This is a genomic window from Sulfuricurvum sp. RIFCSPLOWO2_12_FULL_43_24 (assembly GCF_001829605.1).
Taxonomy (GTDB): Bacteria; Campylobacterota; Campylobacteria; order Campylobacterales; family Sulfurimonadaceae; genus Sulfuricurvum.
Genome location: NZ_MIBT01000039.1, coordinates 1 through 23587, shown reverse-complemented (window position 1 = coordinate 23587; position 23587 = coordinate 1). Strand labels below are relative to the sequence as shown.

The window sequence follows — 23587 nt, the reverse complement described above, 5'->3', positions numbered from 1 at the left end:
CGCCATCGTTGATAACGTTCCGGTAATGTCAGCGGTTTTAAAAGCCAATCCTTCTATCGATCATGCTCAATGGATGTTGGTGACGATGACAGCGGGAATCGGCGGTTCGTTGATCAGTTTTGGAAGTGCCGCAGGTGTAGGAGTAATGGGGAAAATGCACGGTATTTATACCTTTTCCTCCCATATGAAATTGGCATGGACGGTGCTGGTTGGATATATCGTCTCACTGATAGTATGGTATGTTCAGTTTAGTGTTTTAGGCTTCTATTAATCTATATTAGGGTACCCTTTCATTAACGCAAAGGGTACATAATTGCTTACCCTCCCGATTATCTCCACTTAAAGGCTCTCCTTTGAAAGATGTCAATATTATCGTTCTTGATTTTGGTTCACAGTACACACAGTTGATCGCACGACGTTTGCGCGAAGATAAAGTCTATTGTGAGGTACTTCCTTACCACACTAAAATCGATGCTATTAAAGCAAAAAATCCAAAAGGTATCATTCTCAGCGGTGGACCTTCATCCGTTTACAACAAAGATGCGTATACCGTCGATCAAGGTGTTTACGCACTTGGAATCCCTGTTCTTGGGATTTGTTACGGTATGCAGCGTATCGCGGTCGATTTCGGCGGTTCGGTTATCCGAAGTGATCATCACGAATACGGAAAAGCGGAACTTACCATCGATATGACACAGCACTCGATACTCTTCGAGGGGTGTGAAGACGAACGCGCCGTATGGATGAGCCATTCGGACAAAGTGGATGTATTGCCGGAAGGCTTTGTCCCTATCGCGTATTCGCCAAACTCCCCGTATGCAGCCATCGCAAATGAAGCAAAAATGGTCTACGCGATGCAATATCACCCGGAGGTAAACCACTCTGAAGAGGGGTATTTGATGCTTCGCAATTTTGCACGCAAAATTTGCGGCATTACCGAAAAATGGGATATGGGACATTTTCTCAAAGAGCAAATCGTGAAAATTCGCGCCCAAGTGGGTGAGGGGAAAGTACTTTGCGCACTCAGCGGAGGGGTGGACTCTTCGGTCGTTGCGGCATTGTTGTACGAAGCGATCGGCGATCAGTTGATCCCGGTTTTCGTCGATAACGGATTATTGCGCAAGGGGGAACGTGACTCGGTTGAAAATATTTTCAAAGTTCATCTCAAGGTACCTCTCGTCGTTGCCGATGCATCGGAAAATTTCCTCGGCAAGCTTGCCGGTGTGACGGATCCTGAGACGAAACGAAAAATTATCGGACACACCTTTATCGAAGTGTTTGAAGCGGAAGCGAAAAAGCATGACGGTATTAAATTCTTGGCGCAGGGGACATTGTATCCCGACGTTATCGAATCGGTTTCCGTTAACGGCCCATCGGTGACGATCAAAAGCCATCACAATGTCGGTGGATTGCCGGATTGGATGGATTTCGAGTTAATCGAACCTCTCCGTGATTTGTTCAAAGACGAAGTACGTAAACTCGGGCTTGAACTCGGATTGCCGGATTCATTGGTTAACCGTCATCCGTTCCCGGGACCGGGATTAGGTATCCGTATCATGGGTGAAGTGAACAAACCGGATCTCAATCTTCTCCGTGAAGCCGATGCGATTTTGCTTGATGAACTCAAAGCGAGTGGCTATTACACCAAAACATGGCAAGCATTTGCGGTACTCCTGAACGTCAAATCAGTCGGCGTTATGGGAGATAACCGTACCTATGACAACACCGTTTGTGTCCGTGTTGTAGAAGCGGTGGATGGGATGACGGCAACGTTTGCCCATCTTCCTCACACCTTGTTGGAACGTATCAGCCGCCGTATCATTAACGAAGTTGATGGAATCAATCGTGTCGTATACGATATCAGTTCTAAACCTCCAGCAACGATCGAGTGGGAATAAGGCGCTCCCTTGCGCCCGATTTATCTCATCTCAAAAACTCCCTATGAGGGAGTGATTCATATCCCTATCCTCACGATCTCTTTTTTACAACCTCGTATTGATTTTGACACCTATCAGGGGATTATTCTCACTTCGAAACAAGCATTGTTAGCTTTAGACCATTACACGTTTGGATGGGAAAAACTGCAATGCATCTGCGTCTCGGAAGGTACGGCAGAAGCGGCACGAAAAGCGGGTGCTCTGAATGTTGAAGCGGCAGATGGCTATGGGAGATCGATTCCGGCTATTTTACGAACCAAAGCGGGAAAGGGAAAATGGCTTTATGTGCGTCCGAAAGTGATTGCTTCGGATTGGGTTATGGAAGCTCGAAAGGAGGGGGTTGAGATTGACGAAGCAGTGGTGTATGAGACGACCTGCAATGAAGCGGCGAGAGAGTATACGATAGACAAAGATGCCGTTTTAGTCTTTACTTCTCCCTCATCCATCGATTGTTTTTGCGCTTCTTATCCGATCCTTTCGTCGTACAGTATTGTCGCTATCGGTAAAACAACTCGCGCTGCTTTCAAAACTGCCAAAGAGGTTCATGTAAGTCCTTTAACCAGTGTCGAATCGGCGATTGAACTGGCACGAAAAATTGCCCAAGACGCATCTGCGTTTTAAGCATTTTGAGGATATAATTGTATTCTCTGGGCGCAGCGAGTAATCGCAATATGAGGGTTCTACATATACAATAAGTCATATCTGTAGATGTTTCGGTGTGTCGGTGATCTTGTTTGAGTGCTAACGCATGAGAGATTGCCGCCGGTAGAGACGCTCGATGTGGCGCAATTACAGCTTTGAAGAACCAAAGCTACTGCGAAACGCCCGCCTGGGCTTTTACCTTATTTGAGAAACGTTAACGTATTTCAGATAAGATAATTAAATTTTTTCAAGGTGATCTATGCGAGTAATGGTAATCGGAAGCGGCGGACGCGAATTTTCAATCGGACGGGTGTTAAAACAAGACCCCGAAGTAACTGAGCTTTTTTTCTCTCCCGGCAATGGCGCTACACCGATGTTAGGTACAAATATTGAAATCAAAGATTATGAAGAACTGGCGCAATTTGCACTCGATAACGCGATTGATTTAACAATCGTAGGTCCTGAAGGTCCTTTGACCGATGGCGTTGTGGATATTTTCAAAGCTAAAGGGCTGGTGATTTTCGGTCCTTCAAAAGCCGCAGCACAACTCGAAGGTTCAAAAGTCTATATGAAAAACTTTTTGGCCAAATACAATATTCCGACGGCACGCTATATCGAAACAGCCCATATTGGTGACGCGTTCAAATTTATCGAATCATTAACTGCTCCGATCGTTGTAAAAGCGGATGGTTTGTGTGCCGGTAAGGGTGTTATTATCGCCATGAGCCACGATGAAGCCAAAGTAGCCGTTTCAGAAATGTTGAGTGGAAAATCGTTTGGAGATGCGGGCTTACGCGTTATTATTGAAGAGTTTTTGGATGGTTATGAACTTTCCATGTTTGCTCTTTGCGATGGAAAAGATTTTATTCTCCTCCCTGCGGCACAAGATCATAAACGGCTCCTTGATAACGATGAGGGACCCAATACTGGAGGAATGGGCGCGTATGCACCGACTCCTCTCGTTGATGATGTGATTTATGAAAAAGTCAAAGAGCGGGTAATCCGTCCAACATTGTTGGGGATGCAAGAAGAAGGAGCACCGTTTGAGGGAGTTCTTTTTATTGGTATCATGGTGGTGAATGGTGAGCCTATAACACTTGAATTTAACGTACGTTTCGGTGATCCTGAATGTGAGATTTTGATGCCATTGCTCAAAACTCCTGCTCGTGAATTGTTTTACAAAGCCGCGACCAAACAACTCGATACTCTGAATGTTGAATTTCACGATAAATATGCAGTCGGCGTTGTGATGGCGAGCCGTAACTATCCGTATGACAATTCAGAACCTGCCGAAATCATTGTGGATGAAGTCCATCATGAAGAAATCGCTCAAAATACCCATATCGCGTATGCAGGTGTAGCGGAAGAAGATGGAAAACTCTATGCGACGGGCGGACGTGTTCTTGTCTGCGTCGGTGTTGGTGATAGCATCAAACAAGCACGTGACCGTGCTTATATGCTCTGTGGGCAAGTTCATTTTGCCGGCAAAAAATTGCGTACCGATATCGCGTATCAGGCGCTTCGTTAATGGACGAACGCATCGATTCACTTTTACAACGAGAGCATTTGGAACTCTCTTCTATTCGTCAGCGTGTGGCTGCCTTTGGAATCGATGAATTGCTTTTATCCATCATTATGATTATCATTTTATGGGATGCGATGAGTAAAGCCGAAACGTTAGAAGCAATGATAGCGGTGACAAACAGCTTTTTGCTGGAGTATATGGCGATTAAAATTATTTACCAAACTTTTTTTACGATGCAATACGGTGCCAGTCTTGGAAAAATTATTATGAAAATCCGTGTTATTGAACTCTCAACCCTTTCAAACCCAAGTTTTTTAAGTGCTTTTAACCGAAGTGTTTTTCGGGTAGTGAGCGAGATCCTTTTTTATCTGGGTTTCGTCTGGGCGATGCTTGATCCGTATAGACGGAGCTGGCATGATCGAACTGCACGGACATTGGTGATTAATGCGTAAATTTATCTGGATCAGTCTGGTTACATCTACTTTACTTTTGGGTGAAGATCGTGTTGAGTTGTATGGAACCAATGTTGATGCAAACGGTTCGATTGCCACTGCGATAGGCGATCCGGTAGCCCTCTATCAAGATCAGATACTCAGTGCCGATAAACTCATCTATGATCGCAATACGAGTATCATTGAAGCGATGGGCAATGTGAATGTTTTTAAAGCCAAACAATATCATATGCTCAGTGATTATGCACGTTTCGATTTGATCAATGAAACCCGTTATTCCAAACCTTACTACATGGTCGATCAAGATTCAGGGGCATGGATCAGTACCGATGAAGCGCAAGCGTGTAAAAATGAGATTGACTTGACCAGTGGATCGGTATCGGGGTGTGATTCACATGATCCTCTCTGGAAAATACGTTTTAGCAGTGCGGATTACGATACTGAAGAGATGTGGGTTAATTTGTACAATGCGCGTTTACAAGTCAACGATTTTCCTCTTTTTTATCTCCCGTATTTTGGATATCCGACCGATAAAACCCGCCGAAGTGGATTGTTGATCCCGTCGTTTGGACTCTCCAACTCAGAAGGGTTTTATTATCAGCAACCGATCTATTTAGCACCACAAAATTGGTGGGATGCAGAATTTCGTCCTCAAATTCGAACCAATCGCGGATCGGGACTTTATACTGATTTTCGATTTGTCGACACTGCCTCATCACAAGGATCGATCCGTTTAGGTTATTTCAAAGAGCAGTCTAAATATGCGGAAGAGTACGATCTAGCCAATATTAAACATTACGGATATAATGTTAAATATCGTCACTCTGCCCCATTGCGTGAATGGTTTGATGCAAATCTCAAGGGTGAATCGGGACTGTATGTTGACGGATCATGGATGAATGACGTCGATTATCTCAATTTGCAGCAGAGTGATCAAACGCAAAATGTGACTGCCAATCAGGTCCTTTCACGCATTAATGCCTATTACAATAGTGAAGACAACTATTTCGGAACCTACCTGAAGCACTATCAGTATTTAGACCAAGAGAGCAATGATCAAACCATTCAAACCCTGCCAAGTTTACAATATCACCGTTATTTAGAGAGTTTCTTAGAAAATCGTCTCCTCCTAAGTGCGGATGCAATAGCAACCCATTTTTACCGGCCGGACGGAAAACGTGCCATTCAAGGTGATTTCACCGTTCCAATCACTTTTCAGAGTGCATTATTTGATGAGTATCTCGATGTCGCTTATACCGCTACCGCATTTTCAAATGTGATCGGGTTTTATGGAAATCCGAAATCCGGAGAAACCACCAACTATGAAGAAGGGCTTTATGCTCAGCTCGATCACACCTTTTCCCTCTCATCAACGCTGGTGAAACCGTACGAATCTCTAACCCATGTCCTTAGCCCTTCGGTAAGCTATACAGTCTCAGGGAACCGTTTTTATAATGGTTATTACGAGACCTATCATGATAATGGAATGTGTGCTGCGGGGAGTACACTTCCTGAGTGTGAATATTACAGTTTGAATGAACCAAGCGATACTTTATCGTTTGGATTAAATAACTACCTTTTTGAAGGTGGAAAACAATTTCTCGTGGATCGTTTGAGTCAAAATTTCCGATATGACGATCAGGGAAGCTATTACGGTGAGTTGCAAAATGAGCTCGAATGGGAGATTAGCCGTGTGGTCTCGTATTATAATCAGACGGCATATAATCATGATCGAAATCGTATCACCAAAGAACAGAACACTCTTCGCTATAATAATAAAATCGTAACGGCGGGTGTGAGTCATTATTATACCGATGAACTGCGATACGACTCTACGCTATTGCGCAATGTTACCGAATACGCAAGTTACTGGACAGCCGATGCGGCGTATCAATACAACCGGCATTATCGTTTTTTCGGTATCTTGGCTTACGATTATCGTGAAGATTTGATGAAACGAAGTGAGATCGGGTTTTTATATACTCAGCGATGTCTTGATTTCGGTATTCGCTACGTTCAAAATCGACGTCCGATCTTGACGAATACGACGGGGAATGATTCAGTAGATGATTCGTATATCTTTATAACACTCATTTTAAAGCCGATCGGCGGATCGGAATTTAATTATAAACTCACCAGTAATTAAAAGAGGATAGCTTATGAAACTGGAAGCAAAAATTGGTCTTTTTGTCGTGATGGCTTTGGGTGCATTGTTGTTCCTCTCGACTCAGGTAACGTCACTCGGAAAATGGGGAAGTGATGGCTACACAGTCCAAGCGTATGTTGAAGATGCTTCGGGTGTAGAAAAGCATACCCATGTTTTGATGAACGGGGTAACAATCGGTGATGTTGAAGATATTATGATCGAAGGGAAGCGGGTTAGACTCACGCTTATGATTGATAAAGGGGTGAAAATTCCGGATGACTCATCGGTGATTGTGGCGCAAGAGTCTCTTTTAGGATCAAAAGTAATCAATATCGTCGTCGGTGATTCACCATCAGTGCTTAAAGAGGCAGGGGTCTTGTCCCAATCCAAGCGTTATGCTTCGTTTGATCAAACGAGTGATTCGGTCAATGCGGCAGCCAAAGAGTTGGAATTATTACTCAAAGATTTCCGTTCTACGTTGGATGATGAGCACCGCGCCGCAATTCAAGAGATGATCATTGCATTTCGCAACGTTGGGGTGAACCTCGATGGTGTGATTGTTGAAAACAGAGATGATTTGCATGCGGCGATTGCTAACTTTAGAACGATGAGCGCCGGATTTTCTCAGACGGCAGATACCGTCAATAAAGATTTGCCGGCCATTATGGCCCGTATCAATTCACTCTCAACGCGCCTCGATAATATCAGCGGTTCGTTGGAACATAAACTGCCTGAAGCGGTCGATAAATTTGTCAAGATAGAAGATAATGTCAGTGCTATCCTCACGGAAAATCGCTCTTCATTGAAAGATACGATTACAACGGCAGGATCATTTTTCAAAAGCGGTGAGGAAGCATTCGGAAAAATTGACTCGATGTTGAGCAACTTTACAACCAGTGAACTTCAGGTGGCGATGCATACCGATTACATGATACGAGATCAGTACGGAAAAGTCTATTTGGGGGTTAATTATCTTCCCAATCCTGAAACCTATTATATGTTTGATTTGGTCAGTACCGATGATTATTCCCGCTACGATACGAATCCTCCGGGTAAAAATATCAAAGGGGAGACCTATTATTCTCTCCAATACGGAAAACGCTTTGATAACACATTGCTCCGCTTTGGAGCAATCGAGTCAACCGGCGGTATCGGAGTCGATTATTTCATGGATCATGATCGTCTGAAATTCAGTGCAGAAGCGTTTGATTTTAATGCTATTAATGATATCCGTGGAACTCGTACCCATTTGAAAGCACAAGTGCGCTATCAAATGTTAAAACATCTTGAACTGTACGGTGGATGGGATAATTTCCTCAATCCGCAGTCGCAAAATATTTTCTTAGGGCTTGGCCTGCGTTTTATCGATAACGATCTTAAATACACAATGGGTGCTGCCTCGATGGCACGATAAAAATGGAGAATGAATGAAATACAATGTTGAATTGGCATTAAAAAATAAAACGGAATCGTACGCGTTTAATCAAGTTGCGGCACAAGCCAATGGAGCTGCATGGCTTAAATGTGGAGATACCGTTATTTTAGCAACGGTTGTTGTCGATGAGACCGATTTTGTGGATGAGGATTTTTTACCTTTGACGGTTCAATACATTGAGAAAAGTTATGCTGCCGGAAAATTTCCGGGGGGCTTTATCAAACGTGAGACGAAACCGAGTGATTTTGAAACATTGACGTCACGTATTGTCGATCGTTCATTGCGTCCGCTATTCCCGAAAGGATTTGCGAATCCGGTTCAAATCACAGTTATGGTTTTAAGTGCCGATAAAGAGGCCGATTTACAAGTACTGGCACTCAATGCTGCGTCTGCCGCTCTTTATGTATCTGATATTGATATTTTTAACTCGGTGAGTGCGGTGCGTGTCGGTAAAATCGACGGAGAGATTGTTTTCAATCCGACACGCAGCCAAATTGAACAGAGTACTCTCGATCTGTATTTGGCGGGTAGCAAAGAAGATATGTTGATGATCGAGATGCAAACGCTCGGATCTGATGAAGTGGAGATTCTCGAGATGGGGATGATCGATCCGTTGGTTGATCCCTCTATGAGTCTACCCGCGATCCCTGTACGTGTCTCTAATGCGATGAATGAAGATGAGTTGATCCGTGTTCTCGCATCGGCACAAGAGGCTTTGAGTGAAGCGAACAGTGCGTATGAGGCTGCTTTTAAACCGTTCTCGTCAGAGCCGTTTGAGATTCAGTACGTGATCAGTGAAATGAACGGTGAGATGATCGACTATGTCCGTGCCAATCATACGGAAGATCTAAAGCGCGGCATTAATCAAATGGCAAAAACGGAACGCTCTACCGCATTGCGTACGATCCGTAAAACGATCATGAATGAAAAACCGCAGTGGAATGAACACGATTTGAAAAAAGCGATCGAATCGGTAAAACGTACCATGGTGCGTACTCAGATCTTGGATGAAAAAGTACGTGCAGACGGTCGTGCGCTCAATGAAGTACGTCCGATTCGTATTGAGACGAATGTATTGCCAAGTGCCCATGCATCAGCCCTCTTTACCCGTGGACAGACCCAAGCGTTGGTTATTTTGACACTCGGCGGGGCTAAAGATGCGCAGATGTTTGAAAATCTTACCGACAGCGGCACTCAAAACGAAGGGTTTATGGTCCACTACAACTTTCCGGGGTTCAGCGTGGGTGAGCCCTCTCCGATAGGTGCGCCGCGCCGTCGTGAGTTGGGACATGGAAATTTGGCTAAACGTGCTTTGGAAGGTGCGTGTGTCCGTAACGGCCAAACCATTCGCTTAGTTTCCGAGATTCTTGAGTCCAACGGTTCTTCGTCAATGGCAACGGTCTGCGGCGGTTATATGGCACTTCGTGCGGGTGATATCGAGATGGCGGACCCGATTGCCGGTGTTGCGATGGGGATGGTTCAAGAGGGTTCACGACACGCGATTTTGACCGATATTATGGGACTTGAAGATCATGACGGAGATTTGGATTTTAAAGTAGCGGGTTCCAAAGAGGGGATTACCGCGATGCAGATGGATATCAAACTCGGCGGTATCCATCTTGATGTTCTCAAAGAGGCTCTTTATCAAGCCAAAGAAGGTCGTGCCCATATCATTGACATTATGATGGGTGCGGAAGATAGTATCGAGCTTAACGAGGGGACGTTGCCGAGTACCGATCTTTTCCATATTGATCCGAGTTTTATCGGCGATATCATCGGACAAGCGGGAAAAACAATCCGTGAGATCATTGAACGTTTCGATGTAACCATCGATATCGATAAGAAAAAAGGCTCAGTCAAGCTGACCGGTAAAAATCGAGACGGGCTTCGCGGAGCACGCGATCACATCGAAGGGATCGTAAGCGGATCTACCCCTGTGGAAAAAGTGGAATATAAAGTGGGGGATGTTGTCAAAGGGAAGGTGAAAAAGATCGTTGATTTTGGCGCTTTTATCGAGCTTCCGGGGGGAATTGACGGCTTGATCCATATTTCTAAACTTTCCGACGGACATATCTCTCGTGTGAGCGATGTGGTGAATGAAGGGGATGAGCTGATGGTGGAGATCGTCGAGTTCAAAGGAAACAAGATCGGATTAGGGCGAGCTAAGTAATCATTTTCATGTTACACACTAAAACGAATTCATCCGTTTTAGTGGCAGGGACAAATGTCCCTACAACCCCCTAAAGCTACAAAAAACAATGTTTTTTGAGAATTCAGTAACCTTTTAGTTCTTTGGTTTTATAATTCCACCCACAAAGTGATAAGTAGGGACACTATCCGAACAGACTTTGATTTAAATACGGAGATTACTCATGAAAAAAGTTCTTTTTCTTATGCTCGCTCTTGTTGCTTCAGTATTCGGTGCTGAAGAAGCGGTAGCGGTTGTTGAAGCTGCTGTTGAAGCGGCACCTGCTGCGGCTGCTGCATCTGCAGACGTTGCTAACCAAACATTGAAAGCGTATTCTATGATCGCTGCGGGTGTTGGTCTTGGTTTGGCTGCTCTTGGTGGAGCAATCGGTATGGGTAGCACTGCTGCTGCAACTATCGCTGGTACAGCTCGTAACCCGGGTCTTGGCGGAAAATTGATGACAACTATGTTCATCGCTCTTGCTATGATCGAAGCACAAGTTATTTATACACTTGTTATCGCTCTTATCGCTCTTTACGCTAACCCATACTTGGCTGCGTAAGTTCGATCTTTCTTTCTCTCAAGCTACGGCTTGAGAATTTTCTTTAACGCGGACGTGGTGGAACGGTAGACACACTACCTTGAGGTGGTAGCGCATTACGTGTGTGGGGGTTCAAATCCCCCCGTCCGCACCATCTATTTTTAAACTCCTGTTTTACATACTTCTTTAAATTTCCCCCCCAAAAAAAATTGCAACGAAAGCTTAATTATTCTCTTTACAGCATCTTTTATCTCTTATTAAATCATCCTTGTAATGGTGTATAATAATCCTACTTTAGTTTAGGACAATTGCAATGCTACTCAGTGATCTTGTTACGCATAAAAAAGATTTTCTCTCTTCAGACGTATCCTTATTTGATGCCATAGAACGAATGGGTAAAGAGGGTATTAGCCATATTGTCTTGATTGAAAATAATGTGGCTGTAGGTGTATTGACACTCAGAGATATTATTGGACTTTATCGTAACGGGATTGAAGGAGAAAAAAAAGCGATTGATTATGCAACCTATCCCACTATCTCCATTCATGACGATCGTCCGGTTGAAATGGCGGTAGAATTAATGATAGACTATGAAATACGCCGACTGGTATTGATCGATGAAAATGGGAAATACCTCTGCACTCTTACCCAAAGTGATGTATTGACTTACTATGAGAGCGAAGTACACACCGCACAGGAAGTTTTTCAGTGTTTAAATCGCCGAAATTGTGCCATTACGGTAGACCATGATGCGAGTGTGTATGATGCTATTAGTTTAATGCAGCATAAAAATCGAGATGTTCTGATTGTTCTGAATCAAACGTTACCGGTCGGAATTGTGACGGAACAGGATGTATTGGAATTAGCGTATCGTCAGGTAGATAGCAGGGAATCTATTGCCCGATATATGCATTCACCCATTATAACAGTGGAATTGAACGAAAAGATCCATCATGCGATTGAGATTATGAAAGAGCGTGATATCCATCACTTGATGGTATGGGGGAGAGACAAAGAACTTTATCTTTTGAGTGAAAAAGACATGCTTCTGAATTACAGTACAGCATTAGAAATGAAGCTCGAATCAAAACTGCGTGACAGCAAAGCAACGTATAATCTTTTGGGCCTTGCATTTTGTGAAATCATCGATATAGGTGAAGACCAGATTATCAAGTGGTTGAATGCAGAAGCAATGATGACGTTTCAAATTAAGATTGATGATTCGGTATCAAAAATGTTTCCGGCCGGGGTTTGGAATGGTTTGATGGTTACACTAAGAATGCATGGAGGAGTCGATAAAGAAAAAATCGAAATTGCTGATCGTGTGTATGAAGTGACATTAATCGAGGCAGAGGTGAACAACCAAGCCATTATGAAACTTTTTTTGAACGATATTAGCGAATTGATCTATTTGGGTGAAGAACTTCGCAAGAGTTTAGAACATACGATTGAGTTGGAAAAAGAGAAAAGTAAACTTTATCTGGATGTTGCTTCCGTCATATGCTTGGCCCTTAATCAGGAGGGGATAGTCGAGCTGATAAATCCCAAAGGGTGTGAAGTATTAGGGGTGAACCAAGAAGAGGTTATCGGAAAAAATTGGTTCGATACGTTTGTTGTGTATGAACAGGTGGGGCAGGTTAAAGAACTATTTTATGAAATCATGAACGGTGAACGGGAGTTGGTTGAATATTTTGAAAACAGAATATGGACCAAAAAAGGGGATGAACGGATTATCGCATGGCATAGCGCGCTGATTAAAGACAGTGAAGGGAAGAATATCGGAACATTTTCATCGGGAGATGATATTACCCGTCTTCAAGAATCGGAACGCGAAATTGAGCGGATGGCCCATTACGATATGCTTACCAACCTTCCGAATCGATTATTGCTCAATGCAAGGTTGAAACATTCAATAGAACGCTGCAATCGTGAAAATACCAAACTGGCGGCCATCTATATCGATATCGATAATTTTAAAGATATAAATGAATCGTACGGGTATACGGTCGGTGATGCGGTGATCATGGAAGTAGCCTTTAAAATGGAAGAGATTATTCGTCGTGAAGATACGATTGCACGTATCGGCGGTGATGAGTTTATCATTGTCTTGGAATCGTTACAGGATTTACGTGAATGCGATCGTATATTAAAAGAAGTGGTTCGGATATTTGAAGAGAGTATACATACTAAGGATAATGATTTTCTTCTCAGTGCCAGCATGGGAATAACCATTTACCCCGATGATGGCGAAGATGCGCAAACATTGCTTAAAAATGCAGATATTGCACTGCGCCGAGCCAAAGAGGCCGGACGAAGCAACTATTGCTATTTTGCGCAAGAGATGAGTGTTCAGCTTTTTGAACGGGTTTTGATGGAGCGGGAGTTGCGTCGGGCGGTTGATGAAAAAGAGTTTGTGGTGTATTATCAGCCGCAAGTCGATCTTTTGTCGGGTCGGGTGATTGGGGCTGAAGCGTTGGTGCGGTGGAAACACCCTTCACTGGGGATTGTACGCCCTGATATGTTTATCCCTTTGGCGGAGTCCAATCAGCTGATCATCCCTATCGGCGAACAGGTCTTGGCGCAATCGTGCTCAACAACAAAGCGTTTAATCGATGAGGGACTATTTTCGGGAAGGATATCGGTAAACGTATCGGGAAAACAGTTTGAACGTCCTGATGTGGTGGAAACGTTGAGCCGAATTATCGATGAGAGCGGTTTGGAACACAAGTATGTCGAACTGGAGATTACCGAGAGTGTTTTGATGAGTAATCCGAAAGTGCTGGGACAAAAACTGATTGAGCTTAAAGCGTTGGGGATTGAAGTCGCAATCGATGATTTTGGTACAGGGTATTCGAGTTTGAGTTATTTAAAAACCTTTCCGATCGATAAACTCAAAATTGATCAGTCATTTATTCGCGGATTAGAGAGTGATGAACAAGATCGTGCAATCGTCAAAGCAATCATTGCAATGGCCGATGCGTTAGGGCTTAAAACGATTGCTGAGGGGATCGAAGAAGTACCGCAATCCGTATTATTAAAAGAGTATGGATGCCAACAAGGTCAGGGATATCTGTATGCAAGACCGCTTAGTGAAGACAAATTTGTTGATTTTTTGAAGTATAATGAGGTATCCAAATCATAAGGATTGAACATGGCTTATATTACACAATTAAAACATTTGATTCAAAACGAGTTGATTCCCGATGTGGAAGAACATATTGACGATATTTTCGAATCAATCGCATCACAAAAAGATGCAACAGTAGAAGAACGTGCACAGCTTGAAGATATGCAGGCGTTGCGTGATGAGTATAAAGAACTTCTCACAGAGCTTAATAGCGGCGACATCGATGAAGAAGAAGCAGAGCAGCTTTACACCGAACTTACTTCCATGCGCGAAGGAGAAGGTGATGGAGAGGATGACCTTTACGATGACGAAGATGATGAAGACGAAGATGATTACGATGAGTTCGATATTGATGCTGAAGATGATCAGTATTAATGGCTAAATTCGTACTTCTCGATACGGAGACGACGGGTGCAGGGGATAATGATCGTATTATTCAACTGGGATATATGGTTCTAGACGGTAAAAAAGTCGAGGTCTATAACGATTTGTGTTCCGCTGAGGTTCCCATCGGCTATGGTGCAATGGAAGTACATGGCATTACCCCTGACATGATAGAGGGGAAGCCAGAATGTACGCAAACAAATGCCTTCCAAACTCTACATGAGCTCAATACTCCTGAGAATGTCCTCATTATTCACAACGCCCCATTTGATTTGGGAATGTTGGCTAAAGAAAATTTTACCTCTCAGATGCGTTTGATTGATACCTTGCGCTGCGCACGCCATCTGTTTGAGGATGAAGAGGCTCATCGATTGCAGTATTTTCGTTATCGCTTTGGGTTGTATAAAATCGAACAAGCCGAAGCGGATGCTCTAGGGATCGTCGTGAAAGCGCACGATGCAATCGGTGATGTTTTGGTGTTGAAACTGTTTCTCACTGAGCTTCGAAAACGGTTACAGGAACGCTTTGAGGGGGTAAATCCGATCGATAAAATGGTCGAGTTGACCCAAACCCCGGTGTTTTATACACGACCGTTGAAGTTTGGAAAGTATAAAGGGAAAACCCTCAGTGAGATTGCCGAAGCGGACAAAGGGTATCTAACCTGGATGCTGGGTAACATGGATAGCCTCGATGAGGATATGCGTTACAGTATAGGGAGAGTTTTGGAATAGATATTCCTCTAAATTGTATGAAGAAATTCATACAATTTTAAAGTATAATTAGGGACTTAAGTCACTTCGCTATAGATACTTTCCGATAGGACAAATGTTGAAACAAAGTATAAATCAGTTTTTAGAATTACCAACTGATATAACATTGCAACCATATTCAGACAGTAATATCGTCAATATTCTCCCTCAACGAATTCGTAGATCATTACAGGAAATAAATCCAACCTCTCTTTATGTTTTGAATAATAGACCTGTTATTCTTTTTTTTGATAAAGAAGTTGATAAAAATAAAGTTTTTAAAATGTGTTGGAATTTCGGTGAAGCTCCAATTATTATTATTGAAACTGAAACAGATTTTGAAGTATACAATGGGTTTGAATATGTACTTAAAAACGGAAATTTTACACTAACTCCTCTAAAATCAGAAAAATTAAATTATCTTTCTATCATCAGTGGTAAATATTTTGAAGAATCAACATTTAAACAAAATAATAATCGTGTTGATAAAAAACTATTAGAAAATATAAAATATGCTCGAGAAAAGTTACTCAATAATGGCTTGAACGACTATAAAAATATTGCTAATTCATTGATTGGACGTATTATTTTTATTAGATATTTGATAGATAGAAACGTTGAATTATGTTTCGAAAATATTCCAAAAAATTTGACTAATGAAGATTTAAAAGAGATTTTAGGTGACAAAAATAGGACATATGCACTATTTCAGTATTTAAAGTCAGATAAGGGGTTTAATGGAGATTGGTTTCCTATAGACGAACTTGAGTACGCATTAGTAACTGAAGCACATTTAAAGATTTTAAAAGAGTTAATTAGCGGTACTGAGATAAAAACAGGACAATTATCACTCTTTGACTATTATGATTTTTCAATTATCCCTATCGAATTTATTTCCAATGTGTATGAGAGCTTTATTGGTGAGGAAGAGCAGAAAAAAAGTGGTGCATACTATACTCCAACATTTTTAGTGGATTATATTTTAAAATATACGGTTGATGAGTATTTTAAAAATAATCCTACTGAATATAATTGTAAAGTGCTCGATCCAGCTTGTGGAAGCGGTATATTTTTGGTTGAAGCATTTAGAAAATTGGTTACACAATTTGAAAATGTTACAGGCAGAAAAATAGTACAAAAAGAGATTGTAAAAATTGCCAAAGATAATATATTTGGAATAGATAAAGATAAAAATGCTGTACAGATTAGTGTGTTTTCGCTCTATCTTACGATGTTGGATTATCAAAATCCAAAGGATATAGAACAGTTTAGATTTCCATATCTGTTAAAAAGTGAAAAAAATCCTAATGCAAACTTTTTTCAGAATGATTTTTTTGATACAGATGCTGAGTGCAATCAAATTTTAAAAGATAAAAAGCTTGATTTTATTATTGGTAATCCTCCTTATGGTGGCAGTAGTATAAAAAAAGATTCTTTGGTGGATAGATACATTAAAGATGAAAAATTAATTGTTGGTAATAGAGATATTGTTCAGCCTTTTATGTATCGAGTTAAAGATTTTGTGGCAAAAAATACAAAGATAAGTTTTATAGTTACTAGTAAGATTCTATATAATCTACAGAGCAATATTTTTAGAACAAAATATTTTTTTAATCAATTTAAAATAAATCATATTTTAGAACTCTCTTCTGTTAGAAAAGAGATTTTTGAGAATGCTGATGTACCTGTATCAATACTGTTTTATGAATATAGTACAGAGGAAGAAGTATTAAGAAATACGATCAACTATATTTCAATGAAACCAAATCTATATTTTAAAAAGTTAAAAATTCTCACTCTTTCGAAAAGTGATTTTAAAAAAGTTTTACAATCGAAATTACTTGAAAATGATGACTTATGGAAAATATTGATATATGGCTCATATTTGGATTTTAATTTTATTCAAAGGCTGAATAAGCAATACAGTAAAATAGTAAATTTAGTTGATGAGAAGGAATTGAACAAGCATCAAGGGTTTAAGAGAAATGATAAAAATGCTAAACAAAAAATTGATACACGAGATTTAAAAAATCTTGATTTTATTGATACTGATCCAAAAAGAAAAGATTTAAAATCATTTTATATTTCAAATAAGCTCCAAAAATTTGATTATGATAATGTTGCATATATCTATAAAAAAGATAATCTAATAGATAAAAGTTTATATGAAGCTCCTGTATTACTTTTTACGGGTGGATTGAATAATTCATTAAAACAAACTTCTGCGATTTCGTATAAAGATGCAATTTTCACAAGCTCTGTTGTTGCAATTAAATCGAAGAATGATAATTTAGATAGATTAAAAATGATTAACGGATTTTTTTATTCGAAGTTTTTTTCTTATTATTTATTGCAAACAGCTTCTTCAACGGGTGTGCGACAAGAAGAATGTGATGATCATGAAAAACTAAATTTACCTTATATAGAAAATGTCAATGTAGTTCCAATTGTGTCAAACATTGAGAAGTTGAAAAAAGAGTATTATGAAAGTAATGATGCTTTAAAATCAAATACCTATGAGATAAGTTTAAATAATCTTGAAAAAGAATTAGATCAAACTGTATTAGAATCATTTGATTTAACAGAGCAGGAGTTTGCTCTTGTAGATTATGCCAATAGCATTGTAATCCCTTGGGTTATTCAAAAGAAATATGATGTAGCTTTTAAAAAGCTTGCATATAAAGATAACGTTATTGAAGAGTATATCAATATTTTTATCGACCATTACTCTAAAATTTATGAACAAAATAAGATGTATTTTAAAGCGGAAGTATTTCAAGATAAAGATAAGTACGCTATAGGAATTTATTTTAAAGTATTGAAAGAGAAACAGTCAGAATCCATTACTTGGCATCAAGAAGATCGCATTCAAAACTTTTTAAAATCTTCAGGCAACACTTCGTTGGAAAACCTTTTTATACAAAAAGATATAAAAGGATTTGAGCCAGATGGTTTTTATGTAGTAAAACCAAATGAGTATAAAAATTGGCATAAAGCTATAGGGTATTTAGACTTTTATGAATTTGATGATGCAATTTTAAGAGCTGGAAAATAGATGTTTGGCGAATTTACAACAGAATTAACAGCCAAGTTATTAAAAACTTCCGATGGGCTTAACTGCAATATAAGATTTAATGAGTTGTTAAATTTCATATATAAGTGTTATTTAATTATGCTTGATGATACCGTAATGGTTCCCCATAACAATGAAAATAAAATAAGAGATATATTGCTTTTGAATTATTTGAATGATAATAGTATCCGTCATATGCTTGGAATGACTCATTTTTTATTTGATCCTGAAGTTCCAGAAAATAATGGTAGAAGTGATATTAAAGTTCAGACATATGATACATTTCAAGATACGAAAGCTTATTATATATTAGAATGTAAGCGACTTAACGGCCAAACTACTTTAAATCATGAGTATGTAAATAATGGTATTAATAGATTCACGACGAAATACTATTCATCATATTTTAATATTAATGGGATGATTGGCTTTATTATCCATCCAATAAATATTGATGAAAATATGCGGAAAATAGGTGATTTTTTCGATCTAATTGAAGAGAACAAGCTTTATCAGTCTACTCACGATGGGATTATACTTTACCATCTAATGATGGACTTTTCAAACAATATTGAAACCAATCTTTAAAACGTTGTTTTAGTTGATGTTGCGATTTCGCTTAGGCGATACGCCGCATCGACATGCCCTGCGCGCATCGCTTTTTTCCACCACTCCATCGCTTTATCCACATCTTTTTCAACACCTTCGCCGTAAAAATAGATCATCCCCATATGAAACTGCGCTTCAGGATCACGTTTGTAAGCGGCTAATGGGTAGAGAAGCTCATGGGCTTTGGTAAAATCTCCCGCATCATACGCGGCAATTCCCTCATAAAGTTCGTCCATCGTTAAAATCCTTTTAAACTATTGATGACATTATACCTTTGTGTAAGTTTTTTAGAGTGAGTGAATATAATACGCGTTATGAACTATGATGAGCTTTGCGATAAATCGATTCTACTGTTGGGAAAAACCCGTGCATTGAGTGAAGAGGAATTTGATGCTCTTCTTAAATTGCATAAAATCACACGTGTCGGCAGTTTCACCGATGATGTTTCCCTCATTATCGAAGGGAGAATGATGAATCCCTACGAGCAGGTCGAATTGGCGCATCTTTATGAGACACAGAATGCCCCTATTGTGGAAATTTCAAGTGTAGAGGAGTGGCTATGCCGCTCCATCGAACCCAATCGATTACTAATGAGCCTGAAGCTTTCCCGCAACCAAGAGCGTCTGGTTGATTTTCTACAAAATCCCTATATCACCGATGAACTTTTTTTCAAACTTCTCAAGCTGTACGATTGGCAGAAGGAAGGATTGTTTGACAATGATACCAACCGAGATGTCACCGCTTCGATCATCGGGCGGTTTTACGTCGATCTGGATCGTAATCATAATGTTCAGTATGCGATGAGCGGATTGGCCCATTTGATTGAGAAGTACGGAAGCAAAGAACTCATAAGTGCGATAGCGGAGCTTCCCCCGATAGCCAATGAAATCAAACATCCGAGAGATCGCTCTTTGAACGGGGTGTTGGATGCAATAGCACTTCATTCGGAAACACAGGAAAGTATTTTACGTCTGTTGTTGGGTGAGCGTGCTGCTTTGTTAGCCCATCGGGAACCGTTGGCATTGGAGATCGGATTGTTAGAGCTGAACGATGAAGAGGTCAATAGGATACTGGCTCAAAATATGACCTTATCGCCTAATGGAGCTTTGCAACTTGAATCCACCTATCCTGATTTGATCGCTTCGAAAACGGTGCTGGATGAGGAGCGTTTTGAGCGGTTGATGAACTTCGTCATTCCGTGCCACGACACGGAATCCACTATTATAGGAGATGGATCCCGTATCAAGTACGGGATGACGGTGATAGTTGCGTTGGCTTCAAATATTAGTTTGAATGGAGTAATGCAGCAAAAACTATATGCTTTAGGTGATGATACGGTATCGGGATCGCTTGCTTCCAACCCTATCACGGAACGAGAGATTTTGGATCACCTTTTTGAGAGCGGACAATTTTCCGCTTCGCTTGCTTCCAACCCATCGCTTTCTCCGGATATGCTGGAGTCGCTTGCGGTAGATGGTGATGCCGAGGTATTGTCTGCCTTAGCTGCAAACACAGCAACTCCGATAGAGACACTCTATCAGCTCTCTCTTGATCGGCGGTATGAGAGGGCGGTGAAAACAAACCCCGCGTTCGGAAAATATATACAAACTCATAATATAGGATGGTTTTAATGCGCAGTTCATATGCGAAAACGACGATCGAATCGTTGATCGTCTCTCAGATCCCGACCTTTTTGTGGGGGGCTCCGGGAATTGGGAAATCTTCTATCATCAAACAGATCGCCTTTGAGAAAAATCTCGAATGCATCGATTTGCGTCTCTCCCTCCTTGATCCTACCGATCTCAAAGGGATTCCGTTTTATGAGCGTGATTCCCATACTGCTCTCTGGGCACCCCCGTCGTTTCTTCCGCGCGAGGGGGTGGGAATATTGTTTCTCGATGAGCTCAATGCGGCCGCTCCCGCCGTGCAAGCTTCGGCGTATCAGCTGATTTTGGATCGTAAAGTAGGGGAATATACCCTCCCCGATGGGTGGTCGATCGTCGCGGCAGGAAATCGTGAAAGCGATCGAGGGGTAGTTTATCGTCTCCCCTCGCCGCTGGCGAACCGATTTGTCCATATCGAGATGGAGGTGAGCGTGGAGGATTGGCGTTATTGGGCAGTGAAAATGCGTATTGATCCCCGTCTGATCGCCTACATCGGATTTAAAAACAGCGCACTATTTGGATTCGATCCACTCAAAAACGTCCGCAGTTTCGCTACACCGCGCAGTTGGGAAGCGGTCCATAAGATCCTTCAAAGCTCGTTGCCGCAAAATCTCTTACTCGAAGCGATTGCGGGTGCGGTGGGAGAAGATGCCGCGATCGATTTTTTAGGCTACTGTAAAATCATGGATCATCTCCCCGATGTCGATGCGATTTTACGAGGCGAAGAGAGTGAAGCGCCGAGTGAACTCTCTACCCTCTATGCCCTCTCCAACGTCCTTGTATCCCGAGTGTTGCACACGCGCGATGAAGAAGAACTTTCTAACGTATTGCGTTACACCCTCAAACTCAAAAATGAGTTTGCCGTCCTCATCGTCCAAGACCTCCAGCGTCAAGGTGTAGCGATGGAACATCTGGATGCCTTCGGCGAGTGGGTCGAGGCATACGCCTATCTGCTATGATCGATTTCCCCCCTCTCAAAGCCAAACTCCTCCTCGATTATCCGTTTTTCGGAACCATCGCCAGCGGCATGGAAACAATCGTGAATGACAACATCGAGAGCTTTGCAACAAGAGAGAACCGTTTTGAGTATCGTGAAGCCTATATGGAAAGTCTGAGTGAGGGGGAGCGAATATTTACCCTCTGCAACGCCGCGCTGCATGAAGCCCTTGCTCATACCCATAGACGGGGAAATCGCAGTCCTTGGCTGTGGAATATGGCGTGCGATTACGCGATTAATACGCTGCTGATCGAGAGTGGTTTTTCTCCTCCTTCTGCTATCACCTACGATAAGCGTTTCGGGAATCTCAGTGCCGAAGAGATTTATCATGAGCTCTCACTGGAGTTTTTGGATCAGGAACAAAATGACCGTGACAGTGACGAGGAGAGAGAAGGGGATTCTCTCGATGAAAAACTCTCACGTGCCCAGCGTGAAAAACGCTCCCTTGAGGCATTGGAGAAATCGGATCCTCTCAGTGCTGAAATCCACCATCTGATCCAACCTAACCAAAAGAGTTTTATCGACTGGAGAAGTGAGTTACGCGAGAGTGTCGGGGGGCATTATGTCAGCGATTACACTCTGATACCGCCGAGTAAAAAGCTCCTCTATGATGGGGTCTATCTGCCGGGGGTTCATTCGCGTCATTTGGAGTTAGCCATAGCGATTGACAGCTCGGGATCGGTGGATGAGGTGTTGTTGGCACAGTTTATCGCCGAAGTCGAATCGATTACTGAATTGTTTGGTTCGTACACCATCGACCTGATCGTTTGTGATGATCGCATCCGAAGCCAGACCCGATTTGAGCGGGGAGAATCTATCACGTATGCTCTTAGCGGAGGAGGAGGGACCGATTTTAATCCGGTCTTTGAGCTGATAGAGTCATGGATGTACCGTCCGAAAATCCTCCTCTATTTTAGTGATCTAGACGGTAAATTCCCCCCTTATGAGCCGCCGTATGAGACATTATGGATTTCACCGATGAAGGGTGAAGTTCCGTTTGGAAGAGTGATTGAGCTAAAGGATGAGAATGGTTGAAAATGCGTTGAAAATAGTGGAACACTCCAACCTCTTTATCACCGGCGGTGCAGGATCGGGTAAAACGACCCTTACACGTGCAATCATCGAGGATGCGGTGGAAAAAGGGAAATCAGTAGCCCGTCTCGCCTCGACGGGGATGGCGGCGACGCTGATCGGGGGGCAGACACTCCACAGCTTTTTTGATCTTGGGATTGCTTCGTCTCAAGAGGAGTTGGAACGCAACGGCAAGATTGAGCCTTCTAAAAAGATCATCAAACTCATCCGTTCCATGCAGATTATCGTTATCGATGAGATTTCGATGGTGGGGGCACCTTTGCTTGACATGATCCGTCTGCGATTGTTGCAAGCCGAATTTAACGGACGACTCATTGTGGTAGGGGATTTCTTACAGCTCCCCCCCGTAACACGAGGGAATGAACCAATCTATTTTGCGTTTGAGTCTCCCTCATGGGAGCGACTTGGGTTTGAGACCCTTCATTTAGAGGGGTCATACCGTACCCACGAAGCGGAATTTTTGGAATTGCTTGAAAAAGTACGTCATGCGAGGCTTGATGAAGCGGCGCACGATGCGCTCGAAGCATTGGTCAAACCGCTGAACGAGGATATGTCTACGATGACACTGTTGTTTGGAAAAAACATCAGTGCCCAAAACCATAACCGCGCTCAGTTGGAGCACCTAAACGGCGAGATTATCGAAGTTGAAACCTATGTCACGATTCATGATAAAAAGATGCAGGATCGCGACGTAGAGCGGTTTATGAGTGAGAGCCGTATCGAGCCGATTTTGGCTTTGAAGGTGGGTGCCCCCATCCTCTTTACCCGCAACGCATGGAACTACTACAACGGCGAGCGGGGGCGGATCACCTCCATCGAAGAGGATCTGATTTGGATCAAAAAAGAAGATGGTGTGAGTGTGAAAGTGGAGCGTGTCGATAGCACTAAAACACGGTGGATCGAAAAAGGGAGTACGGCAAGCGAAGAGAAACTGATCACCCTCAGCCAGTTTCCGATCACGCTAGCCTTTGCGATTACGATCCATAAATCGCAGGGGATGAGCTTGGCCGATTACGTCATCGAGAG

Annotated in this window: 19 protein-coding genes and 1 tRNA gene; 19 read left to right on the top strand and 1 reads right to left on the bottom strand. The window is 42.0% G+C overall.

Annotation, left to right across the window (positions count from 1 at the left end):
* From nhaD to A3G19_RS03870, 15 genes are all read left to right on the top strand, one after another.
* The coding region (gene nhaD / locus A3G19_RS03940; protein ID WP_294870693.1) for a sodium:proton antiporter NhaD at window positions 1–271 on the top strand (271 nt) is incomplete at its 5' end.
* A gap of 82 nt (window positions 272–353) precedes the next feature.
* Entirely contained in the window at window positions 354–1898 is a 1545-nt protein-coding gene (guaA, locus tag A3G19_RS03935) for a glutamine-hydrolyzing GMP synthase (RefSeq protein WP_294870691.1), read from the top strand.
* 9 nt (window positions 1899–1907) lie between these two features.
* Window positions 1908–2558: a uroporphyrinogen-III synthase gene (locus A3G19_RS03930; protein WP_294870689.1), complete on the top strand. Its 651-nt coding sequence runs from the start codon at window positions 1908–1910 to the stop codon at window positions 2556–2558.
* A gap of 280 nt (window positions 2559–2838) precedes the next feature.
* Window positions 2839–4107, top strand: coding sequence for a phosphoribosylamine--glycine ligase (gene purD, locus A3G19_RS03925; protein WP_015652741.1), 1269 nt, complete (start codon window positions 2839–2841; stop codon window positions 4105–4107).
* A complete protein-coding gene (locus A3G19_RS03920) occupies window positions 4107–4556 on the top strand; it encodes an RDD family protein (RefSeq protein WP_015652742.1) in 450 nt (149 codons plus the stop codon). Before purD ends, A3G19_RS03920 begins: the two co-directional genes overlap by 1 nt.
* Window positions 4549–6702: an LPS assembly protein LptD gene (gene lptD / locus A3G19_RS03915; RefSeq protein ID WP_294870687.1), complete on the top strand. Its 2154-nt coding sequence runs from the start codon at window positions 4549–4551 to the stop codon at window positions 6700–6702. Before A3G19_RS03920 ends, lptD begins: the two co-directional genes overlap by 8 nt.
* 13 nt (window positions 6703–6715) lie before the next feature.
* Entirely contained in the window at window positions 6716–8116 is a 1401-nt protein-coding gene (locus A3G19_RS03910; RefSeq protein ID WP_294870685.1) for an MlaD family protein, read from the top strand.
* A 13-nt stretch (window positions 8117–8129) separates the two neighbouring features.
* Entirely contained in the window at window positions 8130–10307 is a 2178-nt protein-coding gene (locus A3G19_RS03905; RefSeq protein WP_294870683.1) for a polyribonucleotide nucleotidyltransferase, read from the top strand.
* A 202-nt stretch (window positions 10308–10509) separates the two neighbouring features.
* Entirely contained in the window at window positions 10510–10887 is a 378-nt protein-coding gene (locus tag A3G19_RS03900; protein WP_015652746.1) for a F0F1 ATP synthase subunit C, read from the top strand.
* A gap of 48 nt (window positions 10888–10935) precedes the next feature.
* A tRNA-Leu gene (locus A3G19_RS03895) sits at window positions 10936–11020 on the top strand.
* Between the two features lie 159 nt (window positions 11021–11179).
* Window positions 11180–14008 (top strand): EAL domain-containing protein, encoded by a 2829-nt coding sequence (locus tag A3G19_RS03890; protein ID WP_294870681.1) that lies wholly within the window; start codon window positions 11180–11182, stop codon window positions 14006–14008.
* A gap of 9 nt (window positions 14009–14017) precedes the next feature.
* Window positions 14018–14368, top strand: coding sequence for a hypothetical protein (locus A3G19_RS03885; RefSeq protein ID WP_015652748.1), 351 nt, complete (start codon window positions 14018–14020; stop codon window positions 14366–14368).
* Window positions 14368–15108, top strand: coding sequence for an exonuclease domain-containing protein (locus tag A3G19_RS03880; RefSeq protein ID WP_294870679.1), 741 nt, complete (start codon window positions 14368–14370; stop codon window positions 15106–15108). The genes A3G19_RS03885 and A3G19_RS03880 overlap by 1 nt, the downstream gene beginning before the upstream one ends.
* A 97-nt stretch (window positions 15109–15205) precedes the next feature.
* Window positions 15206–18181 (top strand): DNA methyltransferase, encoded by a 2976-nt coding sequence (locus A3G19_RS03875; protein ID WP_294870678.1) that lies wholly within the window; start codon window positions 15206–15208, stop codon window positions 18179–18181.
* A complete protein-coding gene (locus A3G19_RS03870) occupies window positions 18182–18787 on the top strand; it encodes a hypothetical protein (protein ID WP_294870677.1) in 606 nt (201 codons plus the stop codon).
* On the opposite strand, the gene A3G19_RS03865 is transcribed toward A3G19_RS03870, so the two are convergent.
* Entirely contained in the window at window positions 18784–19044 is a 261-nt protein-coding gene (locus A3G19_RS03865; RefSeq protein WP_015652750.1) for an SEL1-like repeat protein, read from the bottom strand. The genes A3G19_RS03870 and A3G19_RS03865 overlap by 4 nt on opposite strands.
* A 78-nt stretch (window positions 19045–19122) precedes the next feature.
* On the opposite strand from A3G19_RS03865, the gene A3G19_RS03860 reads away from it, so the two are divergent.
* The 4 genes from A3G19_RS03860 to A3G19_RS03845 form a co-directional block, all read left to right on the top strand.
* Window positions 19123–20439, top strand: coding sequence for a hypothetical protein (locus tag A3G19_RS03860; protein ID WP_294870675.1), 1317 nt, complete (start codon window positions 19123–19125; stop codon window positions 20437–20439).
* Complete coding sequence (locus A3G19_RS03855) at window positions 20439–21431, top strand: AAA family ATPase (protein WP_015652752.1); 993 nt, start codon at window positions 20439–20441, stop codon at window positions 21429–21431. Before A3G19_RS03860 ends, A3G19_RS03855 begins: the two co-directional genes overlap by 1 nt.
* Window positions 21428–22504 carry a VWA-like domain-containing protein gene (locus A3G19_RS03850; protein ID WP_015652753.1) on the top strand — a complete coding sequence of 359 codons (1077 nt, stop codon included), beginning with the start codon at window positions 21428–21430 and terminating at the stop codon, window positions 22502–22504. Before A3G19_RS03855 ends, A3G19_RS03850 begins: the two co-directional genes overlap by 4 nt.
* Window positions 22497–23587: DEAD/DEAH box helicase (locus A3G19_RS03845; protein ID WP_294870673.1), on the top strand; the 1091-nt coding region annotated here is incomplete at its 3' end. The genes A3G19_RS03850 and A3G19_RS03845, both read left to right, overlap by 8 nt.

Excerpts from the sequence above, each read along its gene's own strand:
- purD (WP_015652741.1), top strand. The coding sequence starts at position 2,839 with ATGCGAGTAATGGTAATCGGAAGCGGCGGACGCGAATTTTCAATCGGA.
- A3G19_RS03920 (WP_015652742.1), top strand. The coding sequence starts at position 4,107 with ATGGACGAACGCATCGATTCACTTTTACAACGAGAGCATTTGGAACTC.
- lptD (WP_294870687.1), top strand. The coding sequence starts at position 4,549 with ATGCGTAAATTTATCTGGATCAGTCTGGTTACATCTACTTTACTTTTG.
- A3G19_RS03910 (WP_294870685.1), top strand. The coding sequence starts at position 6,716 with ATGAAACTGGAAGCAAAAATTGGTCTTTTTGTCGTGATGGCTTTGGGT.
- A3G19_RS03905 (WP_294870683.1), top strand. The coding sequence starts at position 8,130 with ATGAAATACAATGTTGAATTGGCATTAAAAAATAAAACGGAATCGTAC.
- A3G19_RS03900 (WP_015652746.1), top strand. The coding sequence starts at position 10,510 with ATGAAAAAAGTTCTTTTTCTTATGCTCGCTCTTGTTGCTTCAGTATTC.
- A3G19_RS03890 (WP_294870681.1), top strand. The coding sequence starts at position 11,180 with ATGCTACTCAGTGATCTTGTTACGCATAAAAAAGATTTTCTCTCTTCA.
- A3G19_RS03885 (WP_015652748.1), top strand. The coding sequence starts at position 14,018 with ATGGCTTATATTACACAATTAAAACATTTGATTCAAAACGAGTTGATT.
- A3G19_RS03880 (WP_294870679.1), top strand. The coding sequence starts at position 14,368 with ATGGCTAAATTCGTACTTCTCGATACGGAGACGACGGGTGCAGGGGAT.
- A3G19_RS03870 (WP_294870677.1), top strand. The coding sequence starts at position 18,182 with ATGTTTGGCGAATTTACAACAGAATTAACAGCCAAGTTATTAAAAACT.
- A3G19_RS03865 (WP_015652750.1), bottom strand. The coding sequence starts at position 19,044 with ATGGACGAACTTTATGAGGGAATTGCCGCGTATGATGCGGGAGATTTT.
- A3G19_RS03860 (WP_294870675.1), top strand. The coding sequence starts at position 19,123 with ATGAACTATGATGAGCTTTGCGATAAATCGATTCTACTGTTGGGAAAA.
- A3G19_RS03855 (WP_015652752.1), top strand. The coding sequence starts at position 20,439 with ATGCGCAGTTCATATGCGAAAACGACGATCGAATCGTTGATCGTCTCT.
- A3G19_RS03850 (WP_015652753.1), top strand. The coding sequence starts at position 21,428 with ATGATCGATTTCCCCCCTCTCAAAGCCAAACTCCTCCTCGATTATCCG.